Raw genomic sequence first — 24,545 nt, forward strand, 5'->3', positions numbered from 1 at the left:
CAGGACGCCAAGCAAGTTCGCGGAGAAAAAGATGTCCGAAACCTTCAAAGCCATCCTCGTCTCGCGCGACGCCGACAAGAAACAGTCGGTCGCCGTGACGGACCTCACCGAAGCCGACCTGATGGAGGGTGACGTCACCGTCGCGGTCGAGGCGACGACGGTGAACTACAAGGATGGGCTGGCCATTACGGGCAAGGCGCCGGTGGTTCGCCGCTGGCCGCTGGTGCCGGGCATCGACTTCGCCGGCACGGTCATCTCGTCCTCCAATCCCGACTGGCGCAAGGGAGACAAGGTCATCCTGAATGGCTGGGGTGTCGGCGAGACGCATTTCGGCGCCTATGCCGGGCGCGCCCGCGTCAAGGGCGACTGGCTGGTGCCGCTGCCGGAAGGCATCAGCGCCCATGACGCGATGGCGGTCGGCACCGCCGGCTATACCGCCATGCTCTGCGTCATGGCGCTGGAGCGGCACGGCATCCTGCCCGATCGCGGCCCGGTGGTGGTGACGGGTGCTGCCGGCGGCGTCGGTTCGGTCGCGGTCTCCATCCTGTCCAGCCTCGGGTACCACGTCATTGCGTCGACCGGACGCAATGCGGAAAGCCCCTATCTGATAAATCTCGGCGCCGCCGAGGTGATCTCGCGCGACGAGCTCAGCCAGCCCGCCAAACCGCTGGCCAAGGAACGCTGGGCCGGCGGCATCGATTCGGTCGGCAGCCACACGCTGGCCAATGTGCTGTCGATGACCTCCTATGGCGGCGCGGTCGCGGCCTGCGGCCTGGCCGGCGGCATGGATCTGCCGTCGAGCGTCGCCCCCTTCATCCTGCGCGGCGTCTCGCTGCTCGGCATCGATTCGGTGATGGCGCCGAAGGCCGTGCGCCTCGAGGCCTGGCGGCGCATCGGCACCGATCTCGACCTGCAGAAGCTCGCCAGCCTGTCCACGACCATCGGCTTCGGCAACATCATCGATGCCGCGCGCGACATCGTCGACGGCAAGATCCGCGGTCGCGTCGTCGTCGACATGTAAGCCCGCCTCGCGGGCTCCAGCCGGCGGACGGATCGCCTAATCCGGTGGCGAATACGCCGCTGCCGGGACAAAAACGCCTATCCGCTAAAATTCGAACGATCCGCCGCAATTTTCCATAATCTCTGTCTGGCAAGGGTTTCGCATGATCGCGGAATCCGACAGCCAACAGGCGAACAAGGGCGACGATGTCGATGCGGTTGCGGCGCCGGCGCGGCGGTTCATCGCCGCGCCGCCGCTGGTGCCCGAGCAACAATTGGTCAGGCGGGAAGGCCTGCCGCTGCTCACCTTCGTCGCCATCCTGGTCCTGGCGGGCCTCGCGCATCTGACGGGGGCGCCGATCTTCATCAGCCTCGCCTTGCTGGCAACCGGCCTCGCCGGCCTGGCCATGCATTTCCATGCCAGACGCAGCGTCCACCGCACCGTGGTACTGCTGGACGAGACCACCGCCCGAAGCCGCGCCGAGATCGAGACGCTGGCCGACCGCATGTGGGAAATGCAGGAAAGCGAGGAGCGCTTTCGCGGTCTCATCGATGCGCTGGGCGACCTCGTCATCCATCGCGATCGCGACGGCCACATCGTCTATGCCAACAAGGTGTTCGCCGATCTGGTCGAAGCCGATCAGCGCGATCTTGCCGGCAAGACCCTGGCCGAACTTGGCATCGAGGTCGGCATCGTCCCCGACGCCGCCTTTTCCGACCATGAGTGCCTCAGTTCCACCGATGTCGCCATCCGCACGCCAAGCGGCCCGCGCTGGTTCTCCTGGATCGAACTGTCGGTGCGCGACAAGGACAGCGGCACGGCATCGCATCGCGCCATCGCCCGCGAGATCACTGCCCGCAAGCGCGCCGAATCCTCGCTCATCACCGCGCGCGAGCGCGCCGAATACGCAAGCCAGGCCAAATCGCGCTTCCTCGCCACGGTCAGCCATGAAATCCGCACGCCGATGAACGGCATCATGGGCATGGCCAGGCTGCTCGCCGATACCAGCCTGTCGCCGGAACAGCAGACCTATGTCGGCGCCATCTCGACCTCGGCCAGCGCCCTGCTCGCCCTGATCGAGGATCTGCTCGACTATTCCAAGATCGAGGCCGGTCGCTTCGATCCGGAACCGCAGCCCATGTCGGTGCGCGAGATCGCCGACAACATCATCGAATTGCTTGCCGCCCGCGCCTTCGCGAAGGGTATTGGCCTCGGCTGCCACGTCGAACCGGATGTACCGCAATTGATCACAGCCGATCCAGGCCGGGTCAGGCAGGTGCTGCTCAATCTGATCGGCAACGCCATCAAGTTCACCGACGGCGGCGGCGTGCTGGTCGGCATTGCGCGCGCCCGCACCGAGACCAGCGACCGCATCTGCTTCACCATCACCGACACCGGTCCCGGCCTGCGCGAAGAGGACATGGAGCGTATCTTCGAGGAGTTCGAACAGGCCGACGGCACGTCGACGCGCGCACATGGCGGAGCGGGGCTCGGACTTGCCATCTCCAAGCGGCTGGTGGCGGCCATGGGCGGCACGATTTCGGTGTCCAGCCGGCTTGGCCAAGGGTCGGACTTCGTCTTCGAAATCCCGGCAACGTCGGCCACCGAGGCGCCGCAGAACCGGCAGACCGCACTCACCGGCAGACACGCGGTGATCCTATCCAGGAACACCGTCGAGGCCGACGCGATCGCCCGCACCATCCGCGCCAATGGCGGCACGGCCGGTATCGCCACCACCGTGGCGCAGGCGGTGCCCCTGGCCGAGGGCTGCGACGTGCTTCTGGTCGACGCGGCCATGGAGGAGAGTGATGGGAGGGTGCTGAAGCGGTTGCGCCAAGGCGGCTTTTCCGATTGCGAAGCCATCACGCTGATCGCGCCGACCGATCGCGGCATGCTTGGCGAGTTCCGCGCCAGCGGCTACGCGACCTTCCTGGCCCGGCCTGTGCGCGGTGGAACACTTTTGCGCGTTCTTTTGACCAGCCACACGCCGGCGCTTGCCCAGCCGCAGCCGGAAAAGCGCCGCACCCCGGCGTTGCGCGCCTCCAGCGACCGCCAGGTGGGCCTGTCCGTGCTGATCGCTGAGGACAACGACATCAATGCCATGCTGGCCCGCGCCACGCTGTTGAAGGCGGGGCACCGCGTCAAGGTAGTCGGCAATGGCAAGGCCGCAGTCGAGGCCGTCACCAGCGCCGGGCACAAGCACCGCTTCGACGTAGTGCTGATGGACCTGCATATGCCGGTCATGGACGGGCTGGATGCCATTGCCGCGATCCGCCGCCATGAGGAAGAGACATCGGCACCACCTGTGCCGATCATGGTGCTGTCGGCCGACAGCCAGGAAAAGACGCGCCATGCGGTGCTTGCCCATGGCGCCAGCGGCTTCGTCACCAAGCCCCTCGACCCGGATGCGCTTGTCAACGCCGTCGAGGGCCAGGTTGCGGCTTGATCTGCTTTTTTTCCAGCTGGGCGGCTGATGCATGCCAACCCAAAGAGGCCCCGAACTATCGAGGGCGACATGCATGAAAACAAGGGTTTGAAGCGCGGCGAGTTGATCCGTGCGAACGAAAGGCACCTCGCTCCTCCTCACCTAACGTAGCCGGTTGACCGTTTTCGCCAGCCGACGAAGTATTGCCCGCGACGCCTTATCACGGTACTGTCACAATCCTGTTGCACCTACACCGTATCCCCGTGCCAAGAGGGATGGCTCGAAGGAGAATCACTCGTGCATACAGTTATGCCGGAATGTGACACTCGGCCGAACGCCAGCAGCGCCTTGCTCGGCGGGCGTAATGTCGATTCCGTCATAAAAGGCGCAGCACTCGGCCGTATCGGCAATCTCGAAGTGCGGCTCGCCCGCAACGAGGCCGAGATCGCGGCCGCGCAGGAAGTGCGCTATCGCGTATTCTATGACGAGCTTGGCGCCCGCAAGGACCTGTTCCAGGTGCAGGACCGCCGCGACGCCGACCGATTCGATCCGCTTTGCGATCATCTGCTCGTCTTCGACAATTCGATTTCCGGCCCCGAACACCGCCGCATCGTCGGCACTTACCGGCTGCTGCGGCAAGAAATCGCGGCCGCCGCCGGGGGCTTTTATTCCGAAGGCGAATTCGAGCTGACCAAGCTCATCGCCCGCCATCCCGGCCAGCGTTTCCTCGAACTCGGCCGATCCTGCGTTTTGCCGGAATACCGCTCGAAGCGCACCATCGAGGCGCTGTGGCAAGGCATCTGGGCCTACATCAATCACTACGAGATCGGCGTGATGACCGGCTGCGCTTCCTTCCACGGCACCGTGCCGGCGGCGCATGCCGAGGCGCTAACCTATCTCGCCCATCACTGCCGCACGAATTCGGCCTGGGACGTGCGCGCGGTGTCCGGGCGCTATTGTTCCATGGACCTGATGCCGATCGAGGCGGTCAACACCAAGGCGGCGATCGCGGCGATGCCGCCTCTGGTGAAGGGCTATCTGAGGGTCGGCGCCCGCATCGGCGACGGCTGCGTCATCGACCGCGAATTCTCGACCGTCGATGTCTTCGTGGTGATGCCGGTCAAGGAGATCGGCGCCCGCTACGTCAACTACTATGGCGGGGAAGCGCAGCGCTTTGCGGCGTAAGGGCAGTAGGAAAGACGCTACGATTCACGCTTCGCTGACTACTCACTATTCCCTTCCTTACGGAATATCCTCCGGCCGCCGGCCAGGCCGGCTCCTGTACGACGGAAACGACCAGCCGAAACGCAGCGCGCCGCCGCGCACGGCGAGCGCCACGACGAAGCCGGCCAACCCCGAGACGATCTGCGGCAATCCGGCGACGTCGCCCAATGTGAAGATGGCGGCGCCCGCCAGAGCGGCGGTGACGTAGATCTCCGGCCTCAGCAGCACCGATGGTTCACCGGCAAGCAGATCGCGCAATATGCCGCCGAAGGTCGCGGTCAGCATGCCGGTGATGATCGAGACCACCGGCGAACCGGTGATTGCCAGGCCCTTGGCCGCACCCATCACTGAAAAGGCGGCCAGCCCGATGGCGTCGAGCCACAACAGCAGCTTGTAGCGGGATTCGACGCGATGCGCGGTGAAGAAGACCAGGATCGCCACCACGGCGCAGATCAGCACATAGTCGCGGTTTCCCACCCAGAAGACCGGCACGTTGAGGATCAGGTCGCGAAACGTGCCGCCGCCAATGCCGGTGACGCTGGCGAGGAACAGGAAACCGATAATGTCGAGTTGCTTTCGCGAAGCAGCCAACGCCCCGGTCGCCGCAAAAACAGCGACGCCGGCATAGTCGAGAAGGGCGATGGGATGCATGGCGGTAAGGGGAGTAGGGAGTAGGGAGTAGGGATTTAGGAATTGGGCGTATGAATAGCACGAAGCCGCACGATTGATACGACTGCCTTATTCCCTACTGCCCTACTGCCCTACTGCCTAACCCCTAACTACGCATCCTTCTCCGCCTGCTCATTCACCGGCCCCGGCTCGACCGGCGCCTCAGCGGCAACCTTCGGGCCGCCCTTGGCGACGCCGACCATGGCCGGACGCAGCACGCGCTCGCCGATCGAATAGCCCGGCTGCACGACCTGGACGACGGTGTTGGCCGGTACATCGGGATTGGGCACTTCGAACATGGCCTGGTGGAAATTGGGATCGAACTTCTCGCCTTCCGGCGCGAGCTTCTTGACCCCATGCCGTTCCAGCGCCGACAGCATGGCGCGCTCGGTCAGGTCGACGCCTTCGATCAGCGCCTTGAAGCCGGCGTCGCCCGAGGCCTTGGCCTCCGCCGGAATGGCGTCCAGCGCGCGGCGCAGATTGTCCGACACCGACAGCATGTCGCGGGCGAAATTCGCAACCGCATAGGTACGCGCGTCGTGCACGTCACGCGCGGTGCGGCGGCGCAGGTTCTCCATCTCGGCCGCGACGCGCAACGCGCGGTCCTTCAGCTCTTCATTTTCCTTCAGCAGTCGTACAAGCGCTTCATAGTCGCCGTCGATGCTGCCTTCCATGCGCTCGGCATTGGCCTCGGCCGCCTCGGCTTCACTGGGCGCGCGTTCGTCTTTTGCCTGGTCGCTCATCGCCGTTTCCCGTCATCTCGAATGGTATGGATTTTGTGCCCGATATCGACGTTTGGCAGCCAAAAATCAAGGGGCAAGCGACCTAGAGCCTTTGGCCGGACCTGGGTCGTGATCAATGGCGATGCTTAGATTTTAATTCAAAGTTTACCATACTTGCCCGCTTGGCTTGCCACGGAAGCGTGATGCGGGAACCATTCCCCTACTGGGGGAGTTTCGGAGCCGACACAGGATTTGAAATGATGACCCGCAACAAGGCTGAAAAGGCAGAAAGGCTCGCCGCAGAAGTCAGGCGCCAGTTCGGTGCCGAGGCGATGACGCGTTTTCTGCGTACCTTGCCGGCTTTCCGTATCGAGGCCGATACTCACGAACGCTTCAGGCAATTGCTCGACCGCCTCGATCGGGTCGAGAATGGCGGTACCAGATTGCGGCGGCAGTAGCGCGTTACGCGACAATTACGCGCAGTAATTTTGCGTGATGGCTGCCTTGTGGTAGCCACATGCCGCGCCTATGCTTCCTGATGAACATGATTTCCCCCGATGCGGTCGCCAACAGCAAGCGTGCCTGGTTGAAGGTCCTGGCGCGCTACAAGAAGCCGGACCGGCGACGCAGCGCCGTCGAACTCGCCATCACCCTCATCCCGTTCGCCACGCTGTGGGCGCTCTCCTCGGCTGCCTATGCCTATGGCCATTGGTGGGGTCTGATCCTGATCCTTCCGGCAGCCGGGTTCCTGGTGCGCATCTTCATGATCCAGCATGATTGCGGCCATGGCTCCTTCTTCGCCAACCGCTATGCCGACGACTGGATCGGCCGTGCGCTCGGCGTCCTGACGCTGACGCCCTACGATTGCTGGCGGCGCGCCCACGCGACGCATCATGCCAGCGCCGGCAATCTCGACGAGCGCGGCATGGGTGACATCACGACGCTGACCGTTACCGAGTACCGGCAATTGTCCTGGCGCGGGCGCCTCGCCTATCGGCTCTACCGCCATCCGCTGGTGATGTTCGGGCTTGGACCCATCTGGCTGTTCATCTTCTCGCAAAGGCTGCCCGTCGGCATGATGCGCGGCGGCCTGACGCCATGGGTGTCGTCGATGACCACCAATCTCGCCATCGCGCTTGCGGCGGCCCTGCTCATCTGGACCCTCGGTCCCGGTGCGTTCCTGGTCGTCCATCTGCCGATCGTCATTCTCGCCGGCTCGGCGGGCATCTGGCTGTTCTACGTCCAGCACCAGTTCGAGGAGACGGAATGGGCAAAGGATGACGACTGGGAGTTCCAGCATGCCGCCTTGCATGGCTCGTCCTATTACGACCTGCCGCCGGTGCTGAACTGGTTCACCGGCAATATCGGCGTCCATCACGTCCACCACCTCTCCGCCAAGGTGCCGGGCTACCGGCTGCAGGAAGTGCTGCGCGACTATCCGGAATTGCGCGGCATCAGTCGCGTCACGCTGCTCGACAGCCTGCGCTGCGTCAAACTGGCATTGTGGGACGAGAGCCGCCGCAAGCTGGTGTCGTTCCGCGAGGCACGGGCGACGATGTAGAACGACGACCGCCTCGCCATGGCGCGGCGGCGGAAGCAAACCCCTGTTCAGGCGGCCTGGCGCTCTTCGCGCATCAGGATCTCGCCATGGTGGATTTCGGTGCCAAGCACCTTCAGACACTCGCGGATGAAGTTGGACAGGCCCGGCCAACCCTTGGCCGACACCAGATTGCCGTCGACATGGGCGCCGGTCGGCGCGACATCGACGTAGATGCCGCCGGCGAGCGTCACTTCCGGCTCGCAATAGTGGAGTGCCGCCACTTCCCTGCCCCGCACCACACCGTCGACCGCGATCAGGATCTGCACGCCATGGCAGATGGTGAAGATCGGCTTGCCGGCCTCGTGGAAATGCCGCACCAGCGCCTGCACCCGCTTGTCGATGCGGATGTATTCGGGACCGCGCCCGCCCGCCGCGTAGACGGCGTCATACTTGGCCGGGTCCACCTCGGAGAACGTCTTGTTGAGGATGTAGTCGTGGCCGGGCTTTTCCGTGTAGGTCTGGTGGCCTTCAAAATCGTGCAGCGAAGTCTTGAGGATATCACCGGCCTTCTTGTCCGGGCAGACGACATGCACCGTGTGGCCGACGGCGTGCATGGCCTGTTCAAAGACGAAAATCTCATACTCCTCGCTGAACTCGCCAACGAGCATCAATATCTTCTTGCCAGCCATTCCCGGTTTCCTCCCTTGTGGCTATGTTTATTTCGGGTCGCGAAATAATGTTCCCTATCCTAAGGGCAGGAGGGTCGAAGGGAAAGCGCAAATCGCCAAATTGGTATGACCAGTTTTCCGCCTTCTCGACCGAAGGCGCTTCTCGGCAGACGAAAATAGCTTCGCTGGTTCGACCAGAGCCGCGGTCAGGCGGCCGCCTTGACCATGTCCGCCGCCTTCTCGGCAATCATGATGGTCGGAGCGTTGGTGTTGCCGCCGATCAGCGTCGGCATCACCGAGGCGTCGACGACCCGCAAGGCTTCAAGCCCGTGGACCCGCAATTGCGGATCGACCACCGCCAGGTCGTCGACGCCCATCTTGCAGGTGCCGGCCGGGTGATAAATCGTGTCGGCGCGGGCACGGATGTGGGACATCAACTCCGCGTCGCTCGAAACACCGGCGGTGTAGATCTCCTTGTGGCGATATCTGGCCAGCGCCGGCGCCTCCAAGATACCGCGCATCATCCTGACACCCTTGAGCAAAAGCCCGGCGTCGCGTTCGTCCGAAAGAAAGCGCGGATCGATGCGCGGCGGTGCCATGGGATCATGAGTCGACAGCCCGACCTCGCCGCGCGAATGCGGCCGCAGCACGCAGACATGGCAGGAAAAGCCATATCCCATATGCAGCTTGCGGCCATGATCATCCACGATCGCGATGCAGAAATGCAGTTGCAGGTCGGGCCGTTCCATCGCCGGATCGGATTTGAGGAAGGCACCGCCTTCGGCATAGGGCGTGGCGATCATACCGCCGCCATCTTTCCGCCAGCGCAGCATGTGCCGCAGCAGGCCAGGTAGGCCGCGCAGACCGATGCCCATCATGTCGGCATCCTTGGACGTCCAGCCCATAATGAAATCGAGGTGGTCTTGCAGGTTCTTGCCAACACCGGGCAGTTCATGAATGACCGGAATGCCATGCATGGCAAGCTCGGCGGCCGGGCCAATGCCCGACAGCAACAGGAGCTGAGGCGAACCGAAGGCGCCGCCACAGACGATCACCTCGCGCCTGGCTTTCGCGACGGCTTCGCCCTTCCCCGCGCGATACCGCACGCCGGTGGCTCGCTTGCCATCGAGGATGACCGCCGTGGCATGCGCTCCAGTGATGACGGTAAGGTTCGACCTGTTCATGGCCGGTCGCAGATAGGCCGCGGCCGCCGAGCAGCGCTCGCCGTTACGACGTTCGCCCCAGAATTGCGTCACCTGGTAAAGTCCGGCACCTTCCTGTTCGACGCCGTTGAAATCATCGTTGCGGCGGATCTGGTTTTCGCCGCAGGCCTCGACAAAGGCCCGGGAGAGCGGACGTGGCTCTTGCTGCTCGGCAACCCGCAGCGGCCCGTCACCGCCATGCAGGGCATCAGCGCCGCGTTGATTGCCTTCCGCCCGCCGGAAATAGGGCAGCACCTCGTCCCATGACCAGCCGTCGCAGCCGAGGTCGGCCCATTCGTCATAATCGCCGCGGTGCCCGCGCGTATAGAGCATGGCATTGATGGCGCTGGATCCGCCCAGCGCCTTGCCGCGCGGCTGGTAGCCCTTGCGGCCGCCAAGGCCCTGCTGCGGCACCGTCTCGAACGCCCAGTTGTTGATCTTCGGCCGGCCCGGCAACAATGCGATGATGCCTGCCGGCGCGCGGATAAGCAGGTTGCCGCCCGCGCCGCCGGCTTCGATCAGACAGACCGTTTTCGATGGATCTTCGGACAGCCGCGCGGCAAGCGTGCAGCCGGCGGACCCGCCGCCGGCGATGACATAATCGAAAGCCATGACTTCCTCCCTCGCACCCGGCGGATGTTTCCGTCCGGATGACCAAGAGAAGGCTCGATTACGGCCTATGTAAAGATGGGTGGAATTACCCCGACGTCAGCTGCGAACGCGCCGCCAGGAATATTTCGGGCCCTTGAGCTCCGGCACGGCGGCTGGCTGGTAGTAAAGCCCCAAGCCGCCGGTGCGGTCCTCTTCCAGGCGCTTCAGCAGCACCGGGTTGGAAATCTCGAACTCGTCGAAGCCGAGACGCAGCATATGCGGCAGCGGATCGACCAGCACTTGGCCGGTGGCGCGAACGGCACCCTCGAAGTGGTAGCGGCCGCGCAGCAGTTCGGCCTTGGAGAAGGAGCGCCCATCGCTGAAGGCCGGGAAGACCAGCGCCACCAGCGACAGCTGGTCAAGCAGGTCGGCTATCTTCTCGAGCTGATCGCCGGGCTGCAGCACCACGCCGAGCCGCTCCTTGGCGGACCGGCGCACCTCCGGATCGAGGTCGAGGAACACCTGCAGCGGCAGGATGAAGCGGCCATTGCCGGAAAGCGCGTCGGCACTTTCGGCATGAGCCCACTCGTCCTCGCGAAAACCTTGCGGGGTCCAGAGCCGGGTCTCCGGTGTCGTCGTTTCGGTCATCAAAATTCCTAAAGCCCCAAGATCCAAGTGCGCTGAGAGCCCCTCCCGCACAAAACCGGCGGCCTCCGGGTGGAGGTCGCCGTTCGCAGGCCGGCTGGATATCAGCATACCCTATAGTGATGCGTCGGTCAGCGACTTCTCCAGTCCCGACAGGTGAATGCCGCACTCGGTCTTGGCATGACCGGCCCAGCGGCCGCTGCGCGCATCCTCGCCCGGCTGCACCGGTTGCGTGCACGGAAAGCAGCCGATCGACAGATAGCCATAAGCGACCAGCGGATTCTCGCGCAGTGCATGCGCCCGCATGTAGTCGGCCTGGTCCGAGGTCGTCCAGTGCGCCAGCGGATTGATGCGGATGCGCGGGCCGACCGCCTCGAACACCGGCAACGCTGCCCGCGTCGAGGCCTGAAAACGCTTGCGGCCGGTGAACCAGGCGCGGAAGGGTGCCACGCCACGCGCCAGCGGCTCGACCTTGCGCACGTCGCAGCAGGCATCGGTGTTGCTCTGGTGCAGATTACCCGTCGGGTCGATCCGCGCGAGCGCCGCCTCCTCGGGCTTGATGACCTGGATGTTGGTCAGCCCGAAATCGGCGACGAGCGCGTCGCGGTAGCCGAGCGTCTCTTCGAAATGCTTGCCGGTGTCGAGGAAGATGACCGGCAGCGTGCGGTCGATCTCGGCGATCATGTGCAGCAGCACGGCCGAATCCGCCCCGAAGGACGACACGGCCGATATCTCGTCGTGAAACAGTTCGCGAGCCGAGCGCTCGATGATCTCGATCGGCTTCAGGTGGCCATAGAGCGCGTCAAGCCCCGCCGCCTTGGCGGCGACGCCGTCATCGGCGTCGGCGATATGGTCAAGCGGCCTTGGTTTCGCCAGCATAGAGCGCCTCCTTGAACGGCGCGGGACCGACACGGCGGTAGGCGTCGATGAATTTTTCCTCAGGGTTGAGCCGAAGGCCGAGATAGGTCTCGACGATCTGTTCGATGGCGTCGGTGATCTCTTCCGACGAGAAGCCGCGGCCGATGATCTCGCCGACCGACGTGTTCTCGTCGGCCGAACCGCCCAGCGTCACCTGATAGAGCTCGGAGCCCTTCTTCTCGACGCCGAGGATGCCGATATGGCCGACATGGTGATGGCCGCAGGCATTGATGCAGCCGGAGATCTTCAGCTTCAGTTCGCCGATCTCGCGCTGCCGCTCCAGCGAGGCGAAGCGTTGCGAGATTTCCTGCGCGATCGGGATCGAGCGTGCGGTGGCCAGCGCGCAATAGTCGAGGCCCGGGCACGAGATGATGTCCGATATCAAGTTGGAGTTGGCCGTCGCCAGCCCGATATCGACCAGCGCGTCATAGACAGCCTTGAGGTCGGCGCGCGCCACATGCGGCAGGATCAGGTTCTGCTCATGGCTGACACGCAACTCGTCGAAGGCGTAACTTTCGGCGATGTCGGCGACCGCCTCCATCTGGCTGTCCGAAGCATCACCCGGCACCTCGCCGATGCCCTTGAGCGAGATCGTCACCGCCGCGTAGTCGGGATGGCGATGCGTCACCACATTCTGGTCGAGCCACTCCGAAAAGCCTTTGGAATCAAGACGCGCCAGCTTGACCGCCTGGTCGCCTTCCGGCCGATCAGTGAGCGCCGGCGGCGCGAAATAGGCTTGGATGGCGCGGATATCGGCATCCGGCAGCTTCAGTTCGGCGTCCTTCAACTCCTGCCACTCGGCCTCGACCTGGCGGGTGATTTCCTCGACGCCGGTCTCGTGCACCAGGATCTTGATGCGTGCCTTGTACTTGTTGTCGCGGCGGCCATAGAGGTTGTAAACGCGCAGGATCGCCGTGCAGTAGGACAGAAGATCGGCTTCCGGCAGGAAGTCGCGGATCTTCCTTGCCACCATCGGCGTGCGGCCCTGGCCGCCACCGACATAGACGGCGAAGCCAAGCTCGCCGGCGGCGTTCTTCTTCAGGTGCAGGCCGATATCATGCGTCTGGATGGCGGCGCGGTCGCGCTCTGCCCCGGTCACCGCGATCTTGAATTTCCTGGGCAGGAACGAGAACTCCGGATGCACCGAGGACCATTGCCGCAGGATCTCCGCATAGGGACGCGGATCGGCGACCTCGTCGGCGGCGGCACCGGCGAAATGGTCGGCGGTGACGTTGCGAATGCAGTTGCCGCTGGTCTGGATGGCGTGCATCTCGACGCTCGCCAGATCGGCCAGGATCGCCGGTATGTCCGACAGCGCCGGCCAGTTGAACTGAATGTTCTGGCGCGTGGTGAAATGGCCGTAGCCCTTGTCGTATTTGCGGGCGATGTGACCGAGCATGCGCAGCTGCCTGCCGTTCAGCGTGCCGTAGGGCACCGCGATACGCAGCATATAGGCGTGCAGCTGCAGGTAGACGCCGTTCATCAGCCTTAGCGGCCGGAACTGGTCCTCTGATATCTCGCCGGACAGCCGGCGCTGGACCTGGTCGCTGAATTCGGCGACGCGGGCCTGGACAAAATCGTGGTCGAACTCATCGTAACGGTACATGCTTCGTCTTTCAGGGCGCGTCCGCCCGTTTCACTCAAACCTGGCTACGCCGCCCGCTCGGCCTGCTTGCCGAGATCGCCGCGGATGGTCGGGCCGGCGGCGCGGATCTTTTCACGCAGCCGCACTGGCTCGACGACACCGTCGACGACTTCCGCGTCGATCAGATTGACATCGACCACTTCATTGTCGGCATAGGCCTTGGCGCCGATCGCCTCAAGGCGATCTTCGGCCGCCTTGTCATGGGCAAGATCGGCGTGGCCCACCGTCTCGGCCCAGCCGCCATCGGCGTACCAGACGGCGATGCCATCCGTCAGGCGGTTGGCGGTCAGTATCTTCATGACTGAACTCTCTCGCTGGCGGCTTTGGTCGCGCCTTCATTCCTGTGTGCCGCAAGCGGTTCGGACCGTTCGAAGTTGGCGCCGGCGACCGCATCGCCAATGATGGTCATGACCGGCCCGGAAAGATCGCCACGCGCTTCCAGCGATGGCAGGTCGGCCAACGTGCCGTGGAAGCGGCGCCGGTTGGCAAGGCTGGCATTCTCGACCACGGCCACCGCCGTGTCCGGCGACAGGCCGGCTTCGATCAGCCGGCCGGCAACCTCGGCAGCGACGGAGCGGCCCATATAGACGGCGACGGTGGCGCCGGAAATCGCGAGCTTGGCCCAGTCGGGCAATGAATTGCCCTTGAGGTCGTGGCCGGTGGTGAAGACCATGGACGAGGAGACGCCGCGCAAGGTCAGCGGCAGTTCGAAATCGGCGGCGGCGGCAAAGGCAGCGGTGACGCCCGGAACCACCTCATAGGCGATACCGGCATCGCGCAGTGCCGCCATTTCCTCGCCGGCGCGGCCGAATACCAGCGGATCGCCCGACTTCAGCCGCACCACGCGCTTGCCCTGCCGGCCAAGTTCCACCAGCAGCGCGTTGATTTCGGCCTGGCTCTTGCTGTGGCAACCCTTGCGCTTGCCGACCGGCAGGCGCTCGGCATCGCGGCGGCCCATGGCGACGACCGCCTCCGGCACAAGCGCGTCATGGACGATGACATCGGCTTCCATCAGCATACGATGGGCACGCAACGTCAGCAGATCCTCGGCGCCCGGACCAGCGCCAACCAGCGCGATGTGGCCCGAAGCGGGTGCGTTCGATAGCAGAAGATCCACCGCCGCGTCATGCGCCTGCGACAGCTGGCCGGCCTCCACGGCATGTGCAGGCGCACCCTGGAAAAAACTGTTCCAGAAGCGGCGGCGGGCATTGCCTTTCGGCAGCAATTTCTCGGCCGCCCCACGCAGCGAAGCGGCGAGCGTCGCCAGCGAACCGAGCGATGGCGACAGCATCTGATCGATGCGGCTGCGCAGCATCTGGGCCAGCACCGGGCCGGCGCCCTCGGTTCCGATGGCGATGGCGACCGGCGCACGGTTGACCAGCGCCGGAGTGAAGAAGTCGCAAAGCTCCGGCCGGTCGACGGCATTGACCGGAATGCCCAGTTCGCGCGCATCGGCTGCGACACGGCGGTCGAGCGCCTCATCGCCGCTGGCGGCAAACACCATGACAGCACCTTCCAGCTGCGAGGCGTCATAAGCTGCCGCGACATGGTGGGCGCCGGACTGAGCGATAAAGGCAAGCAGCTCCGGCTCGGCATTTTCGGCGATGATGCGTAGCACCGCGCTCGACTGTCCAATCAGCCGCGCTTTGGCCAAGGCTTCCTCGCCGGCGCCGACGATGGCCACGGCTTCGCCCTCGACCCGCACGAAGACGGGAAAGGCATTGAGCTTGGCATTGGCCTGCGGCATGGGAAAGCAATCCGGGAACAGTGTCGCAGTTTTACGCCCGGGCGCGAAAAACCAGAAGCAAAGCACTCGCGCATCCTGTGATGGCAGGCAATCGCTTTTTCGCAACTGCGAAAGGCAGGAGAAAAATATTCCACATCCGCGGTGCGGGCGGATTCAAGCCCCTGAAGCGAGCCTTGATTTCAGGTCTTTTTAGCCACCTGCCCTCTATCTGACAAAACAGTTTTTTCTAATTTCTACCAATTCAGTAGATTAAAGTCGCCCACTCACGGATCGCCTGTTCAACCGCTGGCGGCACCGCCGTCGCTTCGCCGTAGGGAGGTGGAACGTTGCCGGGTTGATACGCGTTCCGAAGCGTAGCCATTCATCAAAGGAGCGCTTCCATGGACACGATCAAACTGAGGCACGGCATCTGGGTCCTGGTGGCCGACGGTGAAAAAGCGCTCTTGCTCAAGAATGCCGGCGATAACAAGTTTCCAAATCTCGAAGTCGTGCAGGTGATGGAACAGGAGAACCCGCCCACCCGCGAACAGGGAAGCGACAGCCCCGGCCGGTACAATGACGGCCCGTCGGTGCACCGCAGCGCCGTCGAGGATACCGACTGGCACCGGATCGGCAAGGAGCGTTTCGCGGAAGAGATCGCGGCCCGGCTCTACAAGCTCGCGCATGATGGTGAGTTCGATAGCATCGTGCTTGTCGCCCCGCCGGTGATGCTCGGCGCCATGCGCAAGAAGCTGCATAAGGAGGTCGGTGACAAGGTGACGGCTGAAATTCCAAAAACCATGACCAACCACGCCATCTCCGAGATCGAGGCCTTGCTGCAAGCAGCCTGACCGCGGGCGATGGATCCCAAGGCCATGCGCCAGTGAGCGCAAAACGGACCGGCGGCCTCTCGGCCGCCGGTCGAGCATTTTGCCGCCGCACCCGTCGATTTTCGCACCCTGCGGGTTGCATCGCGGACACCCCATCCACCATATTGCCAAACAGGCGGCGGCTTAGGGCGGCGCACATCCGACATCGCAAACTTGAAAGGCGCTCCATAGACAATGCCGCATGACACGCCCCTTATCGCCACCATCGTCGCCGGTCTGGGGCTGGCTTTCGTCTTCGGGGCTCTGGCCAACCGTTTCCGCATTCCGCCGCTGGTCGGCTATCTCGTAGCCGGCGTCCTGGTCGGGCCGAATACGCCCGGCTTCGTCGCCGATGCCGGCCTTGCCAACGAACTGGCCGAGATCGGCGTCATCCTCCTGATGTTCGGCGTCGGCCTGCATTTCTCGCTGAAGGACCTGTTGTCGGTCCGCGCCATCGCCGTGCCCGGCGCCATCGTCCAGATCGGCTTTGCCACGGCACTCGGCGCCGGACTGTCCTGGATGCTCGGCTGGTCGATGGGCGCGGGGCTGGTGTTCGGCCTGGCACTGTCGGTCGCCTCGACCGTGGTGCTGCTGCGCGCGCTTCAGGAACGCCGGCTGATCGAGACCGAACGCGGCCGCATCGCCGTCGGCTGGCTGATCGTCGAGGATCTGGTCATGGTGCTGGCCCTGGTGCTGCTGCCGGCCCTTGCTGGCGTGCTCGGCGGCCAGGAACAGGCGGATGTACACTCGAGCGGCCTGCTGTCGCTGCCGGCCGGCTACGGCATCTGGGGCGTCGTCGGCATCACGCTCGCCAAGGTCGCCGCCTTCGTCGTCGTCATGCTGGTGGTCGGCCGCCGGGTGATTCCCTGGATTCTGCACTACGTCGCCCATACCGGGTCACGCGAACTGTTCCGTCTCTCGGTGCTCGCCATTGCGCTCGGCGTCGCCTTCGGCGCGGCGAAACTGTTCGGCGTCTCGCTGGCGCTCGGCGCCTTCTTCGCCGGCATGATCATGAGCGAATCCGAGCTTAGCCACCGCGCGGCCGAAGAATCGCTGCCGCTGCGCGACGCCTTCTCGGTGCTGTTTTTCGTCTCGGTCGGCATGCTGTTCGACCCGTTCAGCCTGCTCAGCAACGGCCTGCCGATCCTGGCGACATTGGCCATTATCGTCATCGGCAAGTCGCTGGCGGCGTTCGTCATCGTCGTCGCCTTCGGCTATCCCCTGGCGACGGCCCTCATGATTTCGGCCAGCCTTGCCCAGATCGGCGAATTCTCCTTCATCCTGGCCGAACTCGGCGTCGGGCTGAAACTCTTGCCCGAACAGGGCCGCGACCTGATCCTGGCCGGCGCCATCCTGTCGATCGTGCTCAACCCGCTGATGTTCCTGGTCATCGACTGGATGAAGCCGTGGCTGGAGGCCCGCGCCGCCAGGACGGCGCCGCCGGCGGACGCCAAGCCGGTCGGTCCGGCGACCGAACCGGGCCAGGTCGCCTCGATCGTCGCAACAGCCCAACAGGAAGACGGCCCTCCGCCGAAGACGGCGCTTACCGGCCATGCCATCCTGATCGGCTATGGCCGTGTCGGCGGCCTTGTCGGCGCGGCGCTGAAAGAAGCAGCGCTGCCCTTCCTCGTCATCGAGGACGCCGACAAGACACTGGCCAAGCTGAAAGCCGATGGCGTCGAGAGCGTCGCCGGCAATGCCGCCAACGCCGAAGTGTTCGCCGCCGCCAATCCCGAAGGCGCCAGCCGGCTGATCCTCGCCATCCCCAATGCGTTCGAAGCCGGCCAGATCGTGCTCAGGGCGCGCGCCGCCAACCCCGGCGTCAATGTCGTCGCCCGGGCCCATTCCGATGCCGAGGTCGAGCATCTCAAGGGGCTCGGCGCCGACACGGTGATCATGGGCGAGCGCGAAATCGCGCGCGGCATCGTCGAAGAGGTGCTCGGTCACAAGCCATCTGCGACCGAACCGTCCGCCGCCTGATCACCGCACGAATGCGGACCCGCCATTGCGTGCGATGCTGCTGAGATACTGCGCGGGAGGCTTGCCGAGCGCCTTCTTGAACATGGTGATGAAGGCTGTGACGGACCCATAGCCGAGATCGCCCGAGACACGCTGGACGCTGGCACCCGAAGCCAGTTCCCTTATCGCAACGATCAGGTGCAATTGCTGGCGCCAGCGGCCGAAGCTCAAGCCGGTTTCCTTGACGACAAGACGAGCAAGACTGCTCTCACTGAGCGCGACACGCTTGGCCCACTCGGCCAGCGTGCTGCGATCGGCGGGATCGTTCGCCAGTGCTTCCGCGATCCGCTTCACGCGCGGTTCGGAGGATATCGGCAAATGCAGTTGCTGGACAGGCATGTCGGGCAGTTCGGCCAGCACGACGCTTCCCAGGAAAGCACACCGCGCGTCATCAGGCGCGCAGTCCGACAGTTCGATGATCAGTTCGCGCAGCAGCGGCGAGATCGAAAGCGTGCAGCACCGATCCGGCAGCGCAGCCGCGCCCGGCTCGATATAGACGAAGAAAATCCGCGCATTGGCCGTCGCGATGTTGCTGTGTTGCATGCGGCTAGGCACCCACACGCCGCAATGCGGCGGCACCATCCAGAGACCACTGGGCACGCGGCAGGTGACGCCGCCGCCAAGCGCGAAGACGAGTTGCCCTTTGCGATGCCAATGGTCCGACACCTCGGCCCTGGTCTCGGTGACGTCGACGCGCACGGCGATCACCGGAGCAAGGACGTCATCGACGTCGAAATCGAGCCATGGGTAGCGAAGCGGCTGTCTCATGATTGACGGCTTTTAGCGATGAATTGCCTTTATATCCAGATTTTGCGTCAGCAAAAATCGATAGGCTTGGGTCGTTCTCGCCAATTGGCAAAGGTGTACCCATGCTCGCCCTCACCGTCTCATCAGACAATGCAGCCAGATTGAAACTCGCCGAGGTGGACGAGCCACAGCCTTGCGCGAACGAGGCACTGGTCGCCGTCCGCGCAACCTCGTTGAACCGCGGCGAACTGCGCCTGCTCACCATACGCCCGGACGGCTGGATACCCGGCCAGGACATCGTCGGGATCGTCGAACGGGCTGCAGCGGATGGCTCCGGGCCGGCCGTGGGCACCCGCGTCGTGGCTTTGGTCGACGAGGCCGGCTGGGCCGAACGTGTCGCCGTTCCGACCGACCGTCTCGCCGTCATGTCGGATGAGGTCAGCTTCGTTTCCGCGGCCACGCTCCCCGTGGCGGGCACGACAGCGCTGAGGACCTTGCGCCATGGCGGAGAGTTGGCCGGCCAACGGGTGCTGATCAGCGGCGCGAGCGGTGCCGTCGGCCGTTTCCAGATCCAGATCGCCCGAGAGCAAGGCGCGTCGGTGACGGCCATCGCCGCCGCGCGGCATGCTGGGGATCTCCGCGATCTCGGCGCCGAGCAGGTCGTCGAGGCGATCGAGCTGGTCGAGGGACCATTTTCGCTGATCACCGAGTCGGTCGGCGGCGAAAGCCTCGCCCGCGCGATCGAACGCGTCGCGCCCGGCGGGACCATCGTCATGTTCGGTTCAAGCAGTGGCGAGCTCACGCCTATCGGATTCCGCCAGTTCGTTCCGGGCCATGAGGGGGCGCGGCTTCAGATCTTCGCCTACTACACGTCCGGCTCAGGCATTGGCGCCGATATCGCCGCGCTGCTCGCCCTGGTCGCCGCCGGCCGGCTGGAGACCCGCATCGCCTTGACCGTGCCGTGGACCGATATAGCCCAGGCCCTTGACGCCCTGCGGCAGCGCAGCTTCAGCGGCAAGGCTGTTCTCACCATCGCCGGATGAGCAACCCTCGGCCTGGATTCGACGGGCTCACACGTGCTGGCCGCCGTTGATGTGGATTTCCGAGCCGGTCACATAGGAGGCCTGCCCCGAGCACAGGAAGAAGATGATGTCGGCGACCTCTGCGGTGGTGCCGAGGCGCCTGAGCGGGATCGTCTCGACGATCTTTTCCGTGCCTGGCGACAGGATCGCCGTGTCGATCTCGCCGGGTGCAATGGCGTTCACGCGGATGCCGTGCGGGCCAAAGTCGTGCGCCATCTCGCGCGTCAGCGAGCCGAGCGCGGCCTTCGATGTCGCATAGGCGGTGCCGGCGAAGGGGTGCACGCGGGTGCCGGCAATCGAGGTGACGTTGACGATCGAGCCCTTGGCCGTCGCCAGCTCCTTGAACAGGCCGCGCGCCAGCATGATCGGCGCGAAGAAATTGACCTGGAACACGTCGCGCCAGACATGCATCGGCGTGTCGATCGAGTTCATGCGGCTGTTGCCGTCCTTCAGCTTGGGCGAAATGCCGGCATTGTTGACCAGAGCATTGAGCTGGCCGCCATGTGCTTCCAGCCGATGGCGGATTTCCGAGACGGCGATGCCGACATCTTCCTGATCGGCAAGGTCGACCTTGATGTGGTCCTCGGGACCTGCCGGCCACGGGCAATCCTCGGCGAAAGCCTGACGCGAACAGGTGATGACGCGCCAGCCCTCGCGCGAAAAGCGCTTGACCGTGGCATGGCCGATGCCACGGCTGGCGCCGGTCAGCACGATGGTTTTTCTGGTGTCGAGTTCGGCCATGTCACGGTCTCCGGCCGGAGGTGTAGCCGAACACCGTGGCGCTGGCGAGAGGCGGATTGACGCCGCTGCGAACCGCCGGGGCGATCGCCGTCAGCCGCCGCCCAGAATATCCAGGATCGAGGTCTGCTTCCTCTTCTTCAGCGGACCGCCAACATTGCCCGGCGGCACCGGATGGCCGACCGAAGCAGTGGTGCCGTCATCCGCCGGCATGTTGAAGCCATCTGCATCGACGGTCTGGGCAGGCCGCGCCACCCGGGCCGGCGCCGGCGCCTGGGTTGCCTGTGCGGCTGGCGCCTGCTGGCCAACCGAGACTGACGGGACCGGCGCTGGCTGGTTGTTGTCGGCCGACGGTATGTCGTCGGGCACGATCGTGTCGGCCGGCGTCGACTTCCAGGTGCCGGGCAGCGGCCGCACCGGTACGCCCTCATGCGCCGCGACCATGAATTCGTGCCAGGCCTGCGCCGGCAGCGCGCCGCCGGTGACCTTCTTCATCGCCGTGCCATCATCATTGCCGAACCACACACCGGTGGTGAGATTGGCGGTGTAGCCGACGAACCAGGCATCGCGCGAATTCTGGCTGGTGCCGGTCTTGCCGGCCGACGGCCAGGCGAAGGCCGCCTTCTTGGCCGTGCCGACCTCGACGGTGCCGGTCATCATCGAATTCATCATGCCGACGATCTCGGGTTTCACCACACGCGGCGCGCTGCCGCCACCGCTGTCGTAGAGCATCTTGCCCTCGGCGGTCGTGATGCGGCGGATGAAGTGGATGTCGGGCTTGTAGCCGCCATTGGCGAAGGGCACATAGGCCGACGTCAGCTCCAGCGGCGTCACTTCCGAGGTGCCGAGTGCGATCGAGGTGTTGGCCTGCAGTTCGGACTGGATGCCCATGCGGTGCGCCGCTTCCACCACCGCGTTCGGCCCGACCTCCATGGTCAATTGCGCGGCGACCGAGTTCAGCGACTTGGCCAGAGCGGTGGCCAGTGTCACCTTGCCGAAATACTTGCCGCCGTAATTGTCCGGCGTCCAGTTGCCGATCTTGATCGGCGCATCGTTGCGGATGCTGTCGGGCGTGCGGCCGGCTTCCAGTGCCGCCATATAGACGAACGGCTTGAACGCCGAGCCCGGCTGCCGGCGCGCTTCCGACGCGCGGTCGAACTGGCTGGTCGAATAGTCGTAGCCGCCGACCATGGCGCGCACCGCGCCAGAATCGTCAATCGACACCAGTGCGCCCTGGGTGACGTTGAGCTTCTTGCCGCTTTCGTCGATCAGCCGGCGGATCGACTGCTCGGCGAGCTTCTGCAGGTTCAGGTCGACGGTGGAATCGATGACGATGTCGCCGCGCACGTCGCCGATCAGGTCGGGCAGTTCTTCCATGATGGTGTCGGCGACATAGTTTTCCGAGCCGGTCCAATAGGACGGCGCGCGCGTCGCCGGCGCGCTGAGCGCCGTCTTCAGCTCCTTGTCGCTGATCTTGCCCTCTTCACGCATGGCCGCCAGCACGAGCTGCGAACGCTCCTCCGCGGCCTTCGGATCGCGCGCCGGCGACAGCCGCGACGGCGCTTTCAGCAAGCCCGCAAGCAGCGCCGCTTCCGAGAGCGTGACGTCACGCGCGCTCTTGCCGAAATAACGCCGCGAAGCCGCCTCGACACCAAAGGCGCCGGAGCCGAAATAGACCCGGTTGAGGTACATTTCGAGGATCTGGTCCTTGGTGTGCTTGTGTTCGAGCCACAGCGCCAACAGCACCTCCTGCACCTTGCGCTCCAGCGTGCGGTCGGGCTTCAGGAACAGATTCTTGGCCAATTGCTGCGTCAGCGTCGAACCGCCCTGCGAGAAATGCCCGCCCATGAGGTTGGTCACCATGGCGCGCGACAGGCCGATCGGATCGACGCCGAAGTGCGAATAGAACCGGCGGTCCTCGATGGCGATGACGGCTTCAGGAATGTAAGGCGACATTTCGTGCAGGCCGACGGCTTCGCCGCCGCTCATGCCCCTGTTGGCGAGCAACTGGCCATCGGCCGAGACGATCTTGATGTTGGGGGCGCGGTCGGGGATCGACCAAGTGGTGGCCGCCGGCATCTTGGCGCCGTAATAGACGACGACGCCCGCCACCGCGATGCCGCCCCAGATGGCAAGCACGAAGCACCAGTAGAACAGCCGGCCGAGCACGCCGAACAGGCCGCGCCGGCTCCTGCCGCTCCTGCCGCGCCCGCCGCGCGACGATTTCGCCTTCGACGATTTGCGTTTGGCGGAGGCTTTGCGGTTGCTCGGCACGACGCGGTCCTCCTCGCTCACCGAAAGACCCGGCTGGGATCGCGCCTGTGGCGGTCCCTCGAAACTGGGCTCGATGCGGCTGTCTCTGCGGTTCGCCATGCGCTGCGCTTGCTGTCCCCGGTGCCAATGGCGCTCCGGTTGCAGAGTAGATGCGGCGATTTAAGGGCGGGTTAAGTCGGAAAATTCAAAGCGATTGATAATCAAATGCCTGGGGTCCGGCAGTGATCGCGCTGTTCGAGCCCCTGATTGGCGCTGACAAACGGTCGCGCCAGCCGCGATGGAACAATCCTCGCCGTGTCATTTTGTCCGGGCGCCAAGGCCCGAACCATTCTCAGCCGCGACCCAGGCAGTCGCGGACATGTTCCATGTTGGGGCGCGATCGCAAATGGTCGCGGCTTCGCGTTCGACCGCGCCCCAAATCACCGCCACCAGGCAATCACCTAGTGGACATCAGCTGATCGCCGCACGAACCGAGAGCGCTGCCCTCGACGATTGCATAACCTCGCCGACATGGCAGTAGCAGACGATCTCGTGCAGTTGGTGGTCGGTCAGCTCGAAGAAGCGCTTGGCTTCGCCATAGCTGTCGTCTTTCAGACCCTCGTCGTGCAATATGGGGTCCGTGAAGGCAACCGCTATCGGCGAGCTATCGGCTCGCATGACATCGCGCTCCGCCGGCGCACGGTATTCGGTCCCGGCAAGCGCCGTCAGCAGCCGGCTGGGCTCACGTTCAAGAAGCTCGGCCCAACGTATGAGACGTTGGGTTCGGCTCATTACCGGCTGTGTGTTGACCTCGGCCACTGCATGCAGTTGGTCTAGTGTTTGGTGTTTCATGGCAACCTCCTAGCAATAGGTTGGTTGATCCCAAACGCCCTGTACCGGCATTATAGCGCCAGAGCGTCGATCCGTCATTCTAATTCCATGCCGGGACAATCGCGCTTCCGGCACTACGCCGATGCAATGGCCCCGTCTGCCGGCGATTTTCAACTCCTCCGCGATCGGCGACAGCGCAAAAGGGCCAGCGTCTGCTGCTCGCAGGTCACCGCCACGACCTTTCGGGCCGCCTTCCTCGGGACTGGCCCTGCCGCGCAGGAAGGCGTCCTCGTCGAGCACGGTCACCGGGCGCGCCGGCATGCGATGCCCATTCCAGTCACCGTCGCGGTCATAGACATCCACCATCCGGCTGCCGGCGTCGGCGACGGCGACGGCGACGGCGACGGCGACGGCGACGAGGATGTACCGATCATCGTCTGTAAAGCGCACGCCATGCGGCTAGCGGCGTGCCTGCGGATTCGGTGTCGGGCCTGACGCCGCGCCCCGTCGACGGGAACTCAGTTCTGCTGGATAGAAATGCCCTTGTCGTCGATCTTGAGTTCGACGCCCTTCGGCTTGGTCTGCTCGCGGTAGACATAGACGCCGAGCGCGATGACCACGACGACGAGCGCGCCAATGATGAGGTAGAGCGTATTCTGCTTCATGGCGCGCCCCTTGTCGTTTCGAGCCTCAGGCTCGTTTCAGGACCCTGACCAGCACCAGAAGGATAATGGCGCCGATCGTGGCGTGGATGATGGAAGCGATGATGCCGCCGCCGATGGAGAAGCCGACCCGCGGCAACAGCCAGCCGGCGATGAACGCGCCGACGATGCCAACGATGATGTTGCCGATGAGGCCGAAGCCGAAACCGGAAACGATGAGACCGGCAAGCCAGCCGGCGATGGCACCGATGATGATGAAGACGAGAAGGCTTTCTACGCCCATGGCGATTTCCTCCGAGCAAGGGGGCGAACGCGGAACGAAAGGCTCCGAATCGGCCCCGATATCAACGGCTTCAGGCTATTCGAAAG

Annotated in this window: 24 protein-coding genes; 8 read left to right on the forward strand and 16 right to left on the reverse strand. The window is 64.5% G+C overall.

All coding sequences use genetic code 11. The features are described 5' to 3' along the window. Positions 1–31 precede the first annotated feature (31 nt). The 3 genes from FJ546_RS16185 to FJ546_RS16195 all read left to right on the forward strand — a co-directional run bounded on the left by FJ546_RS16185 (position 32) and on the right by FJ546_RS16195 (position 4,610). Positions 32–1,021, forward strand: coding sequence for an MDR family oxidoreductase (locus FJ546_RS16185; protein WP_140890250.1), 990 nt, complete (start codon positions 32–34; stop codon positions 1,019–1,021). A gap of 142 nt (positions 1,022–1,163) precedes the next feature. Next, positions 1,164–3,446, forward strand: a complete 2,283-nt coding sequence (locus tag FJ546_RS16190; protein ID WP_140890251.1) for a PAS domain-containing hybrid sensor histidine kinase/response regulator — start codon at positions 1,164–1,166, stop codon at positions 3,444–3,446. A 288-nt stretch (positions 3,447–3,734) separates the two neighbouring features. After that, positions 3,735–4,610, forward strand: a complete 876-nt coding sequence (locus FJ546_RS16195; RefSeq protein WP_181167963.1) for a GNAT family N-acetyltransferase — start codon at positions 3,735–3,737, stop codon at positions 4,608–4,610. A 57-nt stretch (positions 4,611–4,667) separates the two neighbouring features. Here the strand turns inward: FJ546_RS16195 and FJ546_RS16200 are convergent, their stop codons facing one another. Both FJ546_RS16200 and grpE read right to left on the reverse strand, forming a co-directional pair. Then, positions 4,668–5,300: a trimeric intracellular cation channel family protein gene (locus FJ546_RS16200; protein ID WP_140890253.1), complete on the reverse strand. Its 633-nt coding sequence runs from the start codon at positions 5,298–5,300 to the stop codon at positions 4,668–4,670. Positions 5,301–5,428: 128 nt separating this feature from the next. Beyond that, positions 5,429–6,061 (reverse strand): nucleotide exchange factor GrpE, encoded by a 633-nt coding sequence (gene grpE, locus FJ546_RS16205; RefSeq protein ID WP_140890254.1) that lies wholly within the window; start codon positions 6,059–6,061, stop codon positions 5,429–5,431. Positions 6,062–6,297: 236 nt separating this feature from the next. On the opposite strand from grpE, the gene FJ546_RS16210 reads away from it, so the two are divergent. Both FJ546_RS16210 and FJ546_RS16215 read left to right on the forward strand, forming a co-directional pair. Then, entirely contained in the window at positions 6,298–6,498 is a 201-nt protein-coding gene (locus FJ546_RS16210; RefSeq protein ID WP_140890339.1) for a hypothetical protein, read from the forward strand. A gap of 80 nt (positions 6,499–6,578) precedes the next feature. Then, positions 6,579–7,601, forward strand: coding sequence for a fatty acid desaturase (locus tag FJ546_RS16215; RefSeq protein WP_140890255.1), 1,023 nt, complete (start codon positions 6,579–6,581; stop codon positions 7,599–7,601). A gap of 47 nt (positions 7,602–7,648) precedes the next feature. On the opposite strand, the gene FJ546_RS16220 is transcribed toward FJ546_RS16215, so the two are convergent. The 7 genes from FJ546_RS16220 to cysG all read right to left on the reverse strand — a co-directional run bounded on the left by FJ546_RS16220 (position 7,649) and on the right by cysG (position 14,996). After that, positions 7,649–8,269 carry a DJ-1/PfpI family protein gene (locus tag FJ546_RS16220; RefSeq protein ID WP_140890256.1) on the reverse strand — a complete coding sequence of 207 codons (621 nt, stop codon included), beginning with the start codon at positions 8,267–8,269 and terminating at the stop codon, positions 7,649–7,651. Positions 8,270–8,454: 185 nt separating this feature from the next. After that, positions 8,455–10,062 (reverse strand): GMC family oxidoreductase N-terminal domain-containing protein, encoded by a 1,608-nt coding sequence (locus FJ546_RS16225; RefSeq protein WP_140890257.1) that lies wholly within the window; start codon positions 10,060–10,062, stop codon positions 8,455–8,457. A 96-nt stretch (positions 10,063–10,158) separates the two neighbouring features. Beyond that, entirely contained in the window at positions 10,159–10,689 is a 531-nt protein-coding gene (locus tag FJ546_RS16230; protein ID WP_140890258.1) for a DUF934 domain-containing protein, read from the reverse strand. A 111-nt stretch (positions 10,690–10,800) separates the two neighbouring features. Next, positions 10,801–11,565, reverse strand: a complete 765-nt coding sequence (locus FJ546_RS16235; RefSeq protein ID WP_140890259.1) for a phosphoadenylyl-sulfate reductase — start codon at positions 11,563–11,565, stop codon at positions 10,801–10,803. After that, positions 11,540–13,210 carry a nitrite/sulfite reductase gene (locus FJ546_RS16240; RefSeq protein WP_140890260.1) on the reverse strand — a complete coding sequence of 557 codons (1,671 nt, stop codon included), beginning with the start codon at positions 13,208–13,210 and terminating at the stop codon, positions 11,540–11,542. Before FJ546_RS16240 ends, FJ546_RS16235 begins: the two co-directional genes overlap by 26 nt. A gap of 44 nt (positions 13,211–13,254) precedes the next feature. After that, positions 13,255–13,548 (reverse strand): DUF2849 domain-containing protein, encoded by a 294-nt coding sequence (locus FJ546_RS16245; protein WP_140890261.1) that lies wholly within the window; start codon positions 13,546–13,548, stop codon positions 13,255–13,257. Then, entirely contained in the window at positions 13,545–14,996 is a 1,452-nt protein-coding gene (cysG, locus tag FJ546_RS16250; protein WP_140890262.1) for a siroheme synthase CysG, read from the reverse strand. The genes FJ546_RS16245 and cysG overlap by 4 nt, the downstream gene beginning before the upstream one ends. 380 nt (positions 14,997–15,376) lie before the next feature. Between cysG and FJ546_RS16255 the strand changes: the two genes are divergently transcribed. Both FJ546_RS16255 and FJ546_RS16260 read left to right on the forward strand, forming a co-directional pair. Next, positions 15,377–15,826 (forward strand): host attachment protein, encoded by a 450-nt coding sequence (locus tag FJ546_RS16255; RefSeq protein WP_140890263.1) that lies wholly within the window; start codon positions 15,377–15,379, stop codon positions 15,824–15,826. 213 nt (positions 15,827–16,039) lie between these two features. Then, positions 16,040–17,824: a cation:proton antiporter gene (locus FJ546_RS16260; protein WP_140890264.1), complete on the forward strand. Its 1,785-nt coding sequence runs from the start codon at positions 16,040–16,042 to the stop codon at positions 17,822–17,824. On the opposite strand, the gene FJ546_RS16265 is transcribed toward FJ546_RS16260, so the two are convergent. Next, positions 17,825–18,631, reverse strand: a complete 807-nt coding sequence (locus FJ546_RS16265; RefSeq protein ID WP_140890265.1) for a helix-turn-helix transcriptional regulator — start codon at positions 18,629–18,631, stop codon at positions 17,825–17,827. Between the two features lie 101 nt (positions 18,632–18,732). Between FJ546_RS16265 and FJ546_RS16270 the strand changes: the two genes are divergently transcribed. After that, the gene (locus FJ546_RS16270; protein WP_140890266.1) at positions 18,733–19,653 is read left to right on the forward strand and encodes a zinc-binding dehydrogenase; all 921 of its coding nucleotides are present in this window, start codon (positions 18,733–18,735) and stop codon (positions 19,651–19,653) included. Between the two features lie 27 nt (positions 19,654–19,680). Here the strand turns inward: FJ546_RS16270 and FJ546_RS16275 are convergent, their stop codons facing one another. The 6 genes from FJ546_RS16275 to FJ546_RS16300 form a co-directional block, all read right to left on the reverse strand. Next, a complete protein-coding gene (locus tag FJ546_RS16275; RefSeq protein ID WP_140890267.1) occupies positions 19,681–20,433 on the reverse strand; it encodes an SDR family oxidoreductase in 753 nt (250 codons plus the stop codon). Positions 20,434–20,523: 90 nt separating this feature from the next. After that, positions 20,524–22,803, reverse strand: coding sequence for a transglycosylase domain-containing protein (locus tag FJ546_RS16280; protein ID WP_140890268.1), 2,280 nt, complete (start codon positions 22,801–22,803; stop codon positions 20,524–20,526). 351 nt (positions 22,804–23,154) lie between these two features. Then, entirely contained in the window at positions 23,155–23,535 is a 381-nt protein-coding gene (locus FJ546_RS16285) for a hypothetical protein (protein ID WP_140890269.1), read from the reverse strand. Between the two features lie 9 nt (positions 23,536–23,544). Further along, positions 23,545–23,964, reverse strand: a complete 420-nt coding sequence (locus FJ546_RS16290) for a hypothetical protein (RefSeq protein ID WP_181167957.1) — start codon at positions 23,962–23,964, stop codon at positions 23,545–23,547. 68 nt (positions 23,965–24,032) lie between these two features. Then, positions 24,033–24,179: a hypothetical protein gene (locus FJ546_RS16295; protein ID WP_019861232.1), complete on the reverse strand. Its 147-nt coding sequence runs from the start codon at positions 24,177–24,179 to the stop codon at positions 24,033–24,035. 25 nt (positions 24,180–24,204) lie between these two features. Continuing rightward, positions 24,205–24,459 carry a GlsB/YeaQ/YmgE family stress response membrane protein gene (locus FJ546_RS16300; RefSeq protein WP_140890270.1) on the reverse strand — a complete coding sequence of 85 codons (255 nt, stop codon included), beginning with the start codon at positions 24,457–24,459 and terminating at the stop codon, positions 24,205–24,207. Positions 24,460–24,545 lie beyond the last annotated feature (86 nt).

The organism is Mesorhizobium sp. B2-4-19, from assembly GCF_006441315.1.
Lineage (GTDB): Bacteria > Pseudomonadota > Alphaproteobacteria > Rhizobiales > Rhizobiaceae > Mesorhizobium.

Bases quoted from the DNA above. Each gene is read 5' to 3' on its own strand.
- FJ546_RS16285 (WP_140890269.1), bottom strand. From the start codon at position 23,535: ATGAAACACCAAACACTAGACCAACTGCATGCAGTGGCCGAGGTCAAC.
- FJ546_RS16230 (WP_140890258.1), bottom strand. From the start codon at position 10,689: ATGACCGAAACGACGACACCGGAGACCCGGCTCTGGACCCCGCAAGGT.
- FJ546_RS16220 (WP_140890256.1), bottom strand. From the start codon at position 8,269: ATGGCTGGCAAGAAGATATTGATGCTCGTTGGCGAGTTCAGCGAGGAG.
- FJ546_RS16245 (WP_140890261.1), bottom strand. From the start codon at position 13,548: ATGAAGATACTGACCGCCAACCGCCTGACGGATGGCATCGCCGTCTGG.
- FJ546_RS16265 (WP_140890265.1), bottom strand. From the start codon at position 18,631: ATGAGACAGCCGCTTCGCTACCCATGGCTCGATTTCGACGTCGATGAC.
- FJ546_RS16260 (WP_140890264.1), top strand. From the start codon at position 16,040: ATGCCGCATGACACGCCCCTTATCGCCACCATCGTCGCCGGTCTGGGG.
- FJ546_RS16240 (WP_140890260.1), bottom strand. From the start codon at position 13,210: ATGTACCGTTACGATGAGTTCGACCACGATTTTGTCCAGGCCCGCGTC.
- FJ546_RS16235 (WP_140890259.1), bottom strand. From the start codon at position 11,565: ATGCTGGCGAAACCAAGGCCGCTTGACCATATCGCCGACGCCGATGAC.
- FJ546_RS16190 (WP_140890251.1), top strand. From the start codon at position 1,164: ATGATCGCGGAATCCGACAGCCAACAGGCGAACAAGGGCGACGATGTC.
- FJ546_RS16275 (WP_140890267.1), bottom strand. From the start codon at position 20,433: ATGGCCGAACTCGACACCAGAAAAACCATCGTGCTGACCGGCGCCAGC.
- FJ546_RS16215 (WP_140890255.1), top strand. From the start codon at position 6,579: ATGAACATGATTTCCCCCGATGCGGTCGCCAACAGCAAGCGTGCCTGG.
- FJ546_RS16225 (WP_140890257.1), bottom strand. From the start codon at position 10,062: ATGGCTTTCGATTATGTCATCGCCGGCGGCGGGTCCGCCGGCTGCACG.
- FJ546_RS16300 (WP_140890270.1), bottom strand. From the start codon at position 24,459: ATGGGCGTAGAAAGCCTTCTCGTCTTCATCATCATCGGTGCCATCGCC.
- FJ546_RS16270 (WP_140890266.1), top strand. From the start codon at position 18,733: ATGCTCGCCCTCACCGTCTCATCAGACAATGCAGCCAGATTGAAACTC.
- FJ546_RS16200 (WP_140890253.1), bottom strand. From the start codon at position 5,300: ATGCATCCCATCGCCCTTCTCGACTATGCCGGCGTCGCTGTTTTTGCG.
- FJ546_RS16255 (WP_140890263.1), top strand. From the start codon at position 15,377: ATGGACACGATCAAACTGAGGCACGGCATCTGGGTCCTGGTGGCCGAC.
- cysG (WP_140890262.1), bottom strand. From the start codon at position 14,996: ATGCCGCAGGCCAATGCCAAGCTCAATGCCTTTCCCGTCTTCGTGCGG.
- FJ546_RS16295 (WP_019861232.1), bottom strand. From the start codon at position 24,179: ATGAAGCAGAATACGCTCTACCTCATCATTGGCGCGCTCGTCGTCGTG.
- FJ546_RS16195 (WP_181167963.1), top strand. From the start codon at position 3,735: ATGCCGGAATGTGACACTCGGCCGAACGCCAGCAGCGCCTTGCTCGGC.
- grpE (WP_140890254.1), bottom strand. From the start codon at position 6,061: ATGAGCGACCAGGCAAAAGACGAACGCGCGCCCAGTGAAGCCGAGGCG.
- FJ546_RS16185 (WP_140890250.1), top strand. From the start codon at position 32: ATGTCCGAAACCTTCAAAGCCATCCTCGTCTCGCGCGACGCCGACAAG.
- FJ546_RS16210 (WP_140890339.1), top strand. From the start codon at position 6,298: ATGATGACCCGCAACAAGGCTGAAAAGGCAGAAAGGCTCGCCGCAGAA.
- FJ546_RS16280 (WP_140890268.1), bottom strand. From the start codon at position 22,803: ATGGCGAACCGCAGAGACAGCCGCATCGAGCCCAGTTTCGAGGGACCG.